The organism is Labrys sp. HAY1-8F (genome assembly GCF_056754975.1).
The window spans coordinates 1,416,810-1,427,519 of the sequence record NZ_JBPGWZ010000002.1; the positions used below are offsets into that span (position 1 = coordinate 1,416,810).

General features: G+C 62.5%; 8 protein-coding genes. 3 read left to right on the forward strand and 5 right to left on the reverse strand.

Features of this window, described 5'->3' with window-relative positions; genetic code table 11:
• Positions 1-91 precede the first annotated feature (91 nt).
• Positions 92-1,921 carry an ABC transporter ATP-binding protein gene (locus ACR9ZN_RS15570; RefSeq protein ID WP_454814875.1) on the forward strand — a complete coding sequence of 610 codons (1,830 nt, stop codon included), beginning with the start codon at positions 92-94 and terminating at the stop codon, positions 1,919-1,921.
• Here the strand turns inward: ACR9ZN_RS15570 and ACR9ZN_RS15575 are convergent.
• Genes ACR9ZN_RS15575 through ACR9ZN_RS15585 form a run of 3 tightly spaced genes read right to left on the reverse strand, consistent with a single transcriptional unit; the run spans position 1,915 to position 4,620 of the window.
• Positions 1,915-3,279 (reverse strand): sensor histidine kinase, encoded by a 1,365-nt coding sequence (locus ACR9ZN_RS15575; RefSeq protein WP_481272617.1) that lies wholly within the window; start codon positions 3,277-3,279, stop codon positions 1,915-1,917. The genes ACR9ZN_RS15570 and ACR9ZN_RS15575 overlap by 7 nt on opposite strands.
• Positions 3,276-3,953: a response regulator transcription factor gene (locus tag ACR9ZN_RS15580; RefSeq protein ID WP_434957300.1), complete on the reverse strand. Its 678-nt coding sequence runs from the start codon at positions 3,951-3,953 to the stop codon at positions 3,276-3,278. Before ACR9ZN_RS15580 ends, ACR9ZN_RS15575 begins: the two co-directional genes overlap by 4 nt.
• Positions 3,954-4,002: 49 nt before the next feature.
• A complete protein-coding gene (locus ACR9ZN_RS15585; RefSeq protein ID WP_481272618.1) occupies positions 4,003-4,620 on the reverse strand; it encodes a class I SAM-dependent methyltransferase in 618 nt (205 codons plus the stop codon).
• Between the two features lie 133 nt (positions 4,621-4,753).
• Here ACR9ZN_RS15585 and pepN point away from each other — a divergent pair, with 133 nt between their 5' ends.
• Positions 4,754-7,375 carry an aminopeptidase N gene (pepN, locus tag ACR9ZN_RS15590; protein ID WP_481272619.1) on the forward strand — a complete coding sequence of 874 codons (2,622 nt, stop codon included), beginning with the start codon at positions 4,754-4,756 and terminating at the stop codon, positions 7,373-7,375.
• 360 nt (positions 7,376-7,735) lie between these two features.
• Positions 7,736-10,027, forward strand: coding sequence for a sensor histidine kinase (locus ACR9ZN_RS15595; protein ID WP_481272620.1), 2,292 nt, complete (start codon positions 7,736-7,738; stop codon positions 10,025-10,027).
• Positions 10,028-10,062: 35 nt separating this feature from the next.
• On the opposite strand, the gene ACR9ZN_RS15600 is transcribed toward ACR9ZN_RS15595, so the two are convergent.
• Entirely contained in the window at positions 10,063-10,281 is a 219-nt protein-coding gene (locus ACR9ZN_RS15600; RefSeq protein ID WP_434957304.1) for a DUF3450 domain-containing protein, read from the reverse strand.
• Positions 10,278-10,583: an ATP-dependent Clp protease adapter ClpS gene (gene clpS / locus ACR9ZN_RS15605; RefSeq protein ID WP_481272621.1), complete on the reverse strand. Its 306-nt coding sequence runs from the start codon at positions 10,581-10,583 to the stop codon at positions 10,278-10,280. The genes ACR9ZN_RS15600 and clpS overlap by 4 nt, the downstream gene beginning before the upstream one ends.
• Positions 10,584-10,710: the final 127 nt, after the last annotated feature.

Sequence of the window (10,710 nt, forward strand, 5' to 3'; positions counted from 1 at the left end):
TTGATTTTTTATATCCGCCAGTAGTCTTGCGGAGGTTGACCTCCGCTGCACCTTCGGCCATAGGCATGCGCCCTGGTCCAAAGGAGGCGTCATGTTCGGCAAATTGTTCGATCGGCGCTGGCGGCACCTTCCGAGACTGTTCATCTCGCTCTGGCAGGTCAGTCCCGCGCTCGGCGGCATCATCCTTGCGGTTCGCCTCCTCTGCGCACTGCAACCGCCACTGGTGATCTATGTCGGCAAGCTCATCGTCGACGAGATCGTCGAGCTCAATCGCCTATCTCTTCCCGGCGCCGGCTTGAGCGAATGGCTTAGCAGCGGGCGGCTCACGCCCCTGCTGGCCTTTATCGGCCTGGAGTTCCTGCTCACTCTGGGAAACACGGTGCTCATGCGGGCGACCGCACTGGCCGAAACTCTCCTTGGGGAGCGCCACGGTAATGCCATGGCCGTGCTTGTCATCGAACATGGCGTAAGCATGGATCTTGCTCAGATCGAAAGCAGCGACTTTCAGAATCGCATGCAGCGAGCGGTTGCGCAGACAGCCATGGGAACGCCTCTCCTCGCCCAATTGCTGGGCCAGGCCCAGAATATCATCACCGTCATTGCCTTGGCCGCCGGATTGATTGCCTTCATCCCGGGATTGATGGTGTTGCTGCTGGTCGCGCTGATCCCTGCCCTTGTCGGCGAGGCCCATTTCAATGCGCAACGCTATGGCATCAGCCGCGATTTCACGCCGTTGCGGCGCGAAGCCGAATATATGCGCTTCACCGGGGCCGATCCGCGCATCGCTAAGGAAATCAAGCTTTTCGATCTCGGGGGCTTCTTTGCGCGGCGCTTTGGCGAACTCGCCGGCGAAATCCATCGCGCCAACCGGGCCATCGCCCTGCGCCACACCACCTGGAGTAGCCTGCTCGGCGGGGTGGCGTCGATCGCCTATTATGCCGCCTATGCCCTGGTGGCTTGGCGGGCCGTCATCGGGCAGATCAGCCTCGGCGATCTCGTCTTCCTTACCGGATCGTTGCTGCGCCTCAGTGGCCTGTTCGAAAGAACCATGCTGGGCTTTGTCGAGCTCGCCGACCGCAGCTATTACCTTGATGACTTCTATTCCTTCCTCGATACGCAACCCTCGATCAGGCGAGCGAGCAATCCGCATCCCATGCCGTCAGCCATGCGCGATGGCATCGTGTTCGAGAATGTGGGTTTTCGCTATCCAGGCCGCGAAGCCTGGGCGATCCGCCGTCTCAGCTTCCGCCTGACGGCAGGGCGGACCCTGGCTCTGGTCGGAGAGAATGGCGCCGGCAAGACGACGATCGTCAAGCTGCTCACCCGTCTGCATGATCCCGATGAGGGTCGCATCCTGCTCGACGGCGTCGATATTCGTACATTCGATCTGGCAGCCTACCGAGACCGTATCGGTACGGTTTTCCAGGATTTCGCCCGCTATAATCTCACAGCGGCCACCAACATTGCTGCTGGCCGTATCACGGCGCTGGCCGAGCGTGCCCGTATCGAGGAGGCCGCGCAGAAAAGCCTGGCCGACCGATTGATCACCGCCCTCCCCGCCGGCTACGAGCAGCGACTTGGCAATGGCTATATGCGTGGCCATGATCTTTCGGGCGGCGAATGGCAACGCATCGCCATCGCGCGGGCTTATTTTCGCGACGCCGAAATTCTAATCCTGGACGAACCCACCGCGGCACTCGACGCCCGGGCGGAAGCCGACGTGTTCGAGCGCTTTCGGAATCTCAGCACTGGCCGCACGGCACTGTTGATCTCGCATCGCTTTTCCACCGTGCGTATAGCCGATCATATCCTCGTACTCGAACAAGGCGGGATCATCGAGGAAGGCAGCCACGCGGCATTGATCGCCAGGGGCGGCCGCTATGCCGAACTCTTCCAGCTTCAGGCTGCCGCCTATCAATAAACCGGCTTTCGTCCGTTTCCAGCGCGGCCGCCGAACTCCAGCCGGAAGACCACGCCGGGCTGGCGGCCGATGACGCCGATACTGCCGCCATGCATGTGCATGATGTCGCGAACGAGATGAAGACCAAGGCCGGCGCCCCGGCCGTTCTGGTGATGCTTGACGAAAGGCTCGAAGATGCGCTCGCGTAGATCAGCCGGAATCCCGGGGCCCTCATCGCAGACCTCGATGCGTCCGCAGTTGCACAGCAAAATGATCTCCCCTCTTCGCCCGCCATGGTCGACAGCGTTCTGCACGAGATTCATCACGGCCCGGCGCAAGCTGGGTCGATCTCCCCGAATGGTGCCGGAACCCGCACTGTCAAACCGCATGGTGTATCCAGCGGCAAAAACGATCGGCGCCATTTCCAGAGCGACCTCGCTGACGAGACCTTCTATATTGATCGTCTCGAACTCCGCCTTGCCCTGCCTGAGACGCTGGAGGTCCAGCATCTGCTCTGTCAGGATGGTCAGCCGTTCGGAATCCTCCAGCAATTGCGAGCGTTCGGCTCCGTCCGGCAGCGCGCCGATCCTCGTGCTCAGGATGGCGATCGGCGTGCGCAGTTCATGGGCGGCATCGGCCAGGAAGCGCTCCTGGCGTTCGAAGCCTTCGTCCAGGCGATCGAGTGCCCGGTTCACGGCCTTCACCAGCGGGGTGACCTCACCGGGAATATCGTCCGTCGAAAGCCGGCCGCCCCTTTCGATGGCGTCGATGGCATCGGCCTGTTTCGCTGCCCGATCGACACCTGCCAGGGACTTTCGCACCACGAGCGGCGTCGCGATCAGGGCGCCGACGGCCATGACCAGAACGATGGGCGCGACCAACTTGGCCAGGACGAGCGATGCCCCCATCATCACCAGCAATGGCGAGGCGAAGGCTTCGGTGCCGGTGATGAATTGCAACCGGCCTGCAGATGTCTCGGCCCAGCGCATGCGCGCGGTCGGCCGGTCGGGATCGCCGATGTTCCAACCAAGCCGCGCCTGCCCGATCTGATCGAGCGCCGTGCCGATACGGGCGTATTCCTCGGGGATGCGTCCTTCGCTGAGCCTTTGTCCTCTGGTGTCGCGAATGAGGAACCACAGATCCGGCTCCTGCTTGCGCAAGGCTTCCAGCGCAGGGGTCCCCTCGAGGGCCAGTGCACCGGACGGTTGCCGGATGACGGCATCACGCAGCATTTCGATGGTCGCATCGGTCGATCGCAGGCTGGCAAGCTGCCCGGAGCCGAAAAGCACCGCCACCACCATCAGCAGAACCACCGATTGCACCCCCAGCAGCCGCCAGAACAGGCGCTGGCGCAGAGAGTATGGCCTACCGGAGCTCACGTTTCCTCGCGCAACATGTAGCCGAGCCCGCGCACCACATTGACGACGACGCCGGCCTGGGCCCCAGCCAGTTTGCGCCTGAGCCGCGAGATATGGGAATCCAGGGCGTTGGACTGAATTTCATCGTCCAGGCTGAACACCGCTTCCATGAGAACCGAGCGCGGCACCATGCGCCCGACCCTCCGCATCAGGCATTCCAGCACGAGAATCTCGCGCCTTGGCAGGTCGAAGGGCCTGCCATCGACCGATATCTCCTGAAACGTCATGTCGAAAGACAGCCTGCCGATGCTGATCCGACTCGGGCGCAAATCGCTGGGCCGGCGCATAACCGCGCGCAGGCGTGCCAACAACTCGTCCAAGGCAAAGGGTTTGGCCAGATAATCGTCCGCCCCCAGTTCGAGGCCGGTCACCCTCTCCGGCACCGCCCCCTTGGCGGTGATCACGATGATGGGAAGCATGACGCCCCGGCTTCGCAGCCTCGCCACCAGATCGAGGCCATCCCCATCCGGAAGCTGACGATCGAGCAGGATGGCGTCATAATCGATATCCCCCGCGACAAGTTCGGCATCGGCCAGCGTGGCGACATGATCCATGACCATGTCGTGCTTGACGGTGAGCGCTGAGCGTAACGCCGCCGCCATGCGTGGTTCATCCTCGACGAGCAAGACACGCATATCGCCCCTCAGCCTTCATGATCAGCCCTATCGTCATGGAATCGCGGCGTCATCGGCGGCTGATACGATAGACGGCGGCCGGAGGAAAATTGCGCAATGTCCAGCCGATCCTGTCGGAGCGCAGCCCCAGGGCTCGCAAGATCCTCGCAGGGATGGGGCATTTCAGTCCATAGGTGAACTGATAGAAAGCGCCCCCCTGGATCAGGCGTTCGAAACAGTCCCCAATCAAGGCATAGAGATCGTTGCGGCTGAGATTCGGCAAAGGCAACCCGCTGACGATGGCGCCGAAGCTGCGATTTCGCAAAGCCTCCTCGCGTGCGATCTCCCTGACATCGATCGGGAGCAATCGCGCATGCGGGAAGCGGTCTTGTAGGCCGGTGACGAAGGATTCTTCGCGCTCGATCAGGGTGATGTCGTCCTCTGCGATGCCCCGCGCCATGAGCGCCTGGGTGAAGATGCCGGTACCGGGGCCAAGTTCGAGCACCGGTGCCGACACGGCGGTGATTTCCCGGGTGATCAGCGCCGCCAGAACGGCACTGGAGGGCGTCACCGACGCAATACGCAAGGGCCGCCTCAGCCAGGCGCGGAAGAACCGCGATCTATCGGAATTGAGCATCGAAACCTTCGTGTTGGCGTGGAAAGCACGCGTCACGAACAGCACCAACATTACGGCACTCTGGCGAAGACGATCGATACCATCCTCTCGAACCGGCGTGTCCGGGTTGCGGTGCACGCCCCTCATCCGTCATGATGAGGGATAGCCCGACGATTCAGATTGTCCCTGCCGGAATGAAGCCCCTATGACCGAAGCTGCCCTGGAACCCGTTCGCCTCGCCGACTATCGGGTCCCCGCCTTCCTGATCGATACGGTGCATCTCGATATCCGGCTCGAGCGGACGCAGACTCGTATCGTTTCCACCCTCACTCTGCAGTGCAATGCGCGCAGCTCGGGGCAGGATGCCTTGAAGCTCGACGGCGACAGCCTCGTCTTCGTGGAGGCCTGGCTCGACGGCGTGTCGCTGCCATCGGAAGCCTATTCGGTTTCGCCCAATGGCTTCAGCCTCCACCATCCGCCCGCCGAACCCTTCACGCTGGCCATCGAGACGCGCCTGGATCCGTCCGCCAATACCCAATTGATGGGGCTCTACCGATCCAATTCGGCCTATTGCACCCAATGCGAGGCCGAGGGCTTCCGGCGCATCACCTATTTCCTCGACAGGCCGGACGTGTTGTCGGTCTACACCACAAGGATCGAGGCCTCGTTCCAGGAAGCGCCGGTACTGCTCGCCAACGGCAATCGGACCGAGCAAGGCTCCTTGGCCGACGGCCGTCACTTTGCCGTCTGGCACGACCCCTTCCCCAAGCCCTCCTATCTCTTCGCCATGGTGGCGGGCGACCTTGCCATGGTGGCCGACAGCTTCACCACCCGTTCCGGACGGCAGGTCAGGCTGGAGATCTATGTCGAGCATGGCAAGGAGGATCGTTGCGCCTATGCCATGGATGCCCTCAAGCGCTCGATGCGCTGGGACGAAGAGGCCTTTGGCCGTGAATACGACCTCGACATCTTCATGGTCGTCGCCGTGTCCGACTTCAACATGGGCGCCATGGAGAACAAGGGCCTCAATATCTTCAACGACAAATATGTGCTAGCCCTGCCCCAGACGGCCACGGACGGCGACTTCGCGGCTGTCGAGGCCATCATCGCGCATGAATATTTCCACAATTGGACGGGCAATCGCATCACCTGCCGCGACTGGTTCCAGCTCTGCCTGAAGGAAGGCTTGACGGTCTTCCGCGACCAGGAATTCTCCTCCGACCAACGCTCGCGGCCCGTCAAGCGCATCAATGACGTCAAGCTCCTTCGCAGCCAACAATTCTCCGAGGACGGCGGGCCGCTCGCCCATCCTGTCCGGCCTGAAATCTATAACGAGATCAATAATTTCTACACGGCCACGGTCTATGAGAAGGGTGCCGAGGTTGTGCGCATGCTCAAGACCCTGATCGGCGGGGAGGCCTTCGCCGCCGGCATGGATCTCTATTTCCAGCGCCATGACGGAGAGGCTGTCACCATCGAGGATTTCCTGACCTGTTTCGCCGAGGCAAGTCGGCGCGATCTCGGCCAGTTCATGCTCTGGTACAGGCAATCGGGTACACCGGAGATCCGCGCCGAAGGACGCTGGGACGAGCAGGCCGGCACCTATCACCTCAACCTGAAGCAGATCCTGCCGGCGACGCCGGGTCAGCCCAACAAGCAGCCGATGCTGTTCCCGATCCGCCTCGGTCTGGTCGGCGAGGAGGGCGATCTTGCCGTCACGCTCGACGGCCAGCCTTTCGATGGCCTGGTGGCCCTGGCCGAATCCGAGCGCAATTTTGTGTTTGGCAATGTGCGCCAAGCGCCCGTCCCCTCGCTGCTGCGCGGCTTCTCGGCCCCGGTCAAGCTCACGGTCGCGCTCGACGAGGAAGCTCTGCTGACCCTGCTCAAGGCTGACAGCGACCCCTTCAACCGCTGGCAGGCGTCCCAGAGCTACGCCCTCAAGCTGCTGTTGCGGCTGGTCAAGGATCCGGCGACCCCGGTCGATCCGCGCTTCGTCGCGGCTGTCCGTGGCCTCCTTGTCGAGGGGGCCGCCGATCCGGCCTTCACCGCGCTCTCCCTGGCCTTGCCCAGCGAAACGGATATCGCCCGTGAAATCGGCAATGACGTCGATCCGCAGGCGATTTATCAGGCCCGCTCGATTCTGCGGCAGACCTTGGCTCGGGAGTTGCAGGTCGACCTGCTGCGCACGATCGAGACCATGACGGTGGCGGGCCCCTATTCGCCCCAGGCCGCCGATGCCGGACGGCGTTCCCTGCGCAACGGCGCACTCGATCTGGCCTGTGCCGGAGGAACCGCACGAGCACTCGATGTCGCCGCGACGCAGTTCGACAAGGCCGACAACATGACCGACGAGATGGCGGCGCTCGCCACGCTAGCCCTGTCGGGCACGCCGGCCGGCGAACGAGCCTTGCGCAGCTTCCGGGAACGCTACGACAGCGATCCACTGGTCATCGACAAATGGATGGGCGTGCAGGCGATGCTGCCGCTTGAGGCCACGCTGGACCGCGTCAAGGAACTCATGCGCGATCCCGCTTTCTCCCTGCATAATCCCAACCGCGTCAGGGCCTTGATCGGCACCTTCTGTTCCGCCAACCAGACCCAGTTCAATCGCCCCGATGGCGAAGGCTACCGCTTCGTCGCCGACATCATCCTGGCGATCGACCCGAAGAATCCGCAATTGGCGGCCCGGCTCCTGGTTGCGTTCAAGACCTGGCGCTCGCTCGAGCCAGGCAGGCGCACCTTGGCGGCGGCGACGTTGCGCGATATCGCAAGGCGGCCGGGGTTATCCCGCGACGTTGCTGACATCGCGCAAAGATCGCTTGCATGAACCGGTTGTTGCAACTATGCGGTCATTTCTGGCGAGGCTGGCCATTGCAATCGAGAGTACTGGTGCCTCTAGGGAAGCATTCATAGGCTGCACCCGATGGAAAGCAGCCCCGCCCCACCACATCTTGTGGTATAGAGTTTTCAGCCCCATACATGTAGCCAAAGCATCAAGATTTCGTCTTGAATCGGGCGCGAATTCTTCGCTTTTCAGCCGCAAATGGACACAAATAATTAAAAAAGTGTTCACGCCGACTCTAGACAAATCACGTGAAGGTTGATTCTTATAGCCTTATCGATTCGGGGGCGGTGATGAACACCTGCTCTATCGCAAATTCTCAGATAAGGCTGGAAGGGCTTAGCAATGGCGCGTGCAAACGCGACACATGCGTCTTTGCGCGCGCCGGGCATCCGGGGCCTTGCCAAGACACTGGTCTGCCCAACCTATAGGCGACTGATCGGGCTTGAGCCGATCCTGCGCAAGGCCGTGCCCTTGCTGATCATCGCCTTCCTTGCCGTCATTGCACTCGCTGCCTTCATCCAGGCCCGCGACAGCCGCCAGCAAGCCATGCAGGATGCCGGCCGCAACCTCGATCTGATCGTCTCGGCCGCCGCCGCGCAACTGAGCGCGATCGTCGCCCAGAGCGGCCGCGTGCCGACCCGTGCCGCGATCACGGCTCCCGACCACGTCCTGCTTGCCGTGATCACGCCGCATGGCCGCCTGCTCAACGACAACGGCGACGTCGCCGGCCTGATCGGCGCGATCGGCGACCGCGTCAGCGGCCAGTTGACCGTCACGGTCGGTGGCACCGCCATGCTCGCCTCGATCGGCACCAGTGAGAGCCTGCGCATCGTCGCCGCCAAGCCCGTCGACGATATCCTGGAGGGCTGGTATGCCCTCAGCGGCCGTCTGCTCGTCTTCACCACCACCACCGGCGGCGTGCTGCTGATCCTGGGCTTTGCCTATTACTGGCAAGCTTCGCGGGCGCGCCGGGCCGACGATATCTACAACAATGTGCGCAACCGGCTGGAAACCGCGCTCAGCCGTGGGCGCTCCGGCCTGTGGGACTGGGATCTCGAGGCCGGACGGGTGTTCTGGTCGGATTCGATGTTCCATCTGCTCGGCTACGAGCCGCAGGATGATCTTCTGGTCCATAGCGACATCGATCGGCTGATCCATATCGACGACGGTGGCTTGCGCACCCTTTCCGCCGAACTGCTGGCCAAGGATCCGCCACTCGCAATCGACCGGCGTTTCCGCATGCGTTGCGCCAATGGCGAATGGATCTTCGTGCGCGTGCGCGGCGAACTGGTCTATGGCCCGCAAGGCAACAAGCGGCTGATCGGCATCGTCGTCGACGAAACCGAGGAGCGGCGCTTCGCCGAGCACACCAAGCGGGCCGATTTGCGCCTGCGCGACGCCATCGAGACCATCTCGGAGGCCTTCGTATTGTGGGACGCCGGCAACCGCCTGGTGATCTGCAATTCCAAGTTCCAGGCCTTACACAATCTGCCGGATGGTCTCGTCCGCCCCGGCACCCATTACAGTGCCATCGTCGAGGCCGGCTCCCAGCCGGTGGTGCGCACCAACATGTCCGCCAACGCACCGATCGAGCGTGGCGCCCGCACCTTCGAGGCGCAGCTCCAGGACGGCCGCTGGCTCACCATCAACGAGCGGCGCACCAAGGATGGCGGCTATGTCTCCGTCGGCACCGACATCACCTCGCTGAAGGAGCAGCAGACCCGGCTGATGGACAGCGAGCGCAGCCTGATCGGCATGATCGCCGACCTCAAGCGTTCCCGGCAGGTGCTCGAACGCCAGACCCAGGAATTGGCCGAATTGGCTGAAAAATATGCCGAGGAGACGATCAAGGCCGAGTCCGCCAACCGGGCCAAGTCGGAATTCCTCGCCAATATGAGCCATGAGCTACGCACGCCGCTCAACGCCATCATCGGCTTTTCCGAATTGATGGAGAACGGCACCTTCGGCTCGCTCGGCCAGCCGCGCTATGTCGGCTATTGCAAGGACATCAACGACAGCGGGCGCTATCTCCTGAATTTCGTCGACGACATTCTCGAAATGTCGAAGATCGAAGCTGGCGAAGTCACGCTGCAACGCGAACTCGTGGCGGTCGACAGGCTGCTCGGCGACCTCCTGCGGTCGATCCGGCCCGAGACGGAAGCAAAGAAGCTCAGCCTCCACCCCTCCTGGAGCAATGGCGTGAACGTTCAGGCCGATCGCCGAGCCCTGCGCCTCATCATGAACAATCTTCTCTCCAATGCCATCAAGTTCACGCCGGAAGGCGGCAGGATCGGCGTGCGCATCCGCCAGCACGGCAACCGGGTTGCCCTCTATGTCGAGGATTCCGGCATCGGCATTCCGGCGGAAGCGATCGGCAAGCTCGGCCGCCCCTTCGAGCAGGTTCAGACCCAGTTCACCAAGACGCATAAAGGGTCGGGCCTCGGCCTTTCCATCGCCAAATCCCTGGCGGAATTGCATGGCGGCTCGATCCGTATCCGCTCCGCCGTGGGCGTCGGCACCGTCGTCATGGTGGTGCTGCCGGTCGAAGCCACGCGTCCGATGATCGAACCGGCCATCCCCGTCCTGATGCGCCCCGTGCCGAGACGGCCGGCATCGGCAACCTTGCTGCACTGACGCCGGCGCAATCGCCTCGGCCAGCTTTTGCGTGGTCAGGTTCGGCTCGTGCCCCCTTTACCGGTGTTTTCAGCACCATCCATCTGCTGTTGCAGCGCCGCCAGCCGCGCCTCCTGAGCGGCGATGCGGTCGGCCAGGAGGTCCTCGTTCGCGGCCCCGGAGGATGCCGCCGCCTGCTCCATCAATTGACGGATGTTCTCGCGAATGATCGCGATCTCAGCATCGTAGGATTGTATCGTGCGGGGCGTGTTCATTCTTCCGGCTCCGTGGTGAACAACAGGGGATAGCCCTGGCTGCGCGCCATCTCCGTCGCCCGCGTGGCCTTTGTCTCGGCGATGTCGCGCGCAAAGACAGCCACCACACAGACGCCTCTTTGATGGGCGGTAAGCATAACGCGATAGGCCTGTGACTCGTTCATACGGAATTCGGCCTTGAGCACCATCACCACGAATTCCCGGGGCGTATAGTCGTCATTGACCAGAATGACCTTGTGCAGCCGCGGCCGCTGGGTCTTGAGTTCGGTCTTGGTACGAGGGCGAAAGTCAGTGTCGCTCATTGGCAGAAATCTCCCAATGAAGGCTCCCGTCTGGAAGCGAGGATCAATCCCATTCTTCCACGTCCCGACGGCAAAATCGAGCCCGCTCGAAGGGTGTCGGCGAACGAGCGAGCCCGTCCCTGCGTGA

What these genes read in the sequence shown, in the direction of transcription:
- clpS (WP_481272621.1), bottom strand. Translation starts at nt 10,583, where the DNA reads ATGAGCGACACTGACTTTCGCCCTCGTACCAAGACCGAACTCAAGACC.
- ACR9ZN_RS15595 (WP_481272620.1), top strand. Translation starts at nt 7,736, where the DNA reads ATGGCGCGTGCAAACGCGACACATGCGTCTTTGCGCGCGCCGGGCATC.
- ACR9ZN_RS15570 (WP_454814875.1), top strand. Translation starts at nt 92, where the DNA reads ATGTTCGGCAAATTGTTCGATCGGCGCTGGCGGCACCTTCCGAGACTG.
- ACR9ZN_RS15580 (WP_434957300.1), bottom strand. Translation starts at nt 3,953, where the DNA reads ATGCGTGTCTTGCTCGTCGAGGATGAACCACGCATGGCGGCGGCGTTA.
- pepN (WP_481272619.1), top strand. Translation starts at nt 4,754, where the DNA reads ATGACCGAAGCTGCCCTGGAACCCGTTCGCCTCGCCGACTATCGGGTC.
- ACR9ZN_RS15600 (WP_434957304.1), bottom strand. Translation starts at nt 10,281, where the DNA reads ATGAACACGCCCCGCACGATACAATCCTACGATGCTGAGATCGCGATC.
- ACR9ZN_RS15585 (WP_481272618.1), bottom strand. Translation starts at nt 4,620, where the DNA reads ATGTTGGTGCTGTTCGTGACGCGTGCTTTCCACGCCAACACGAAGGTT.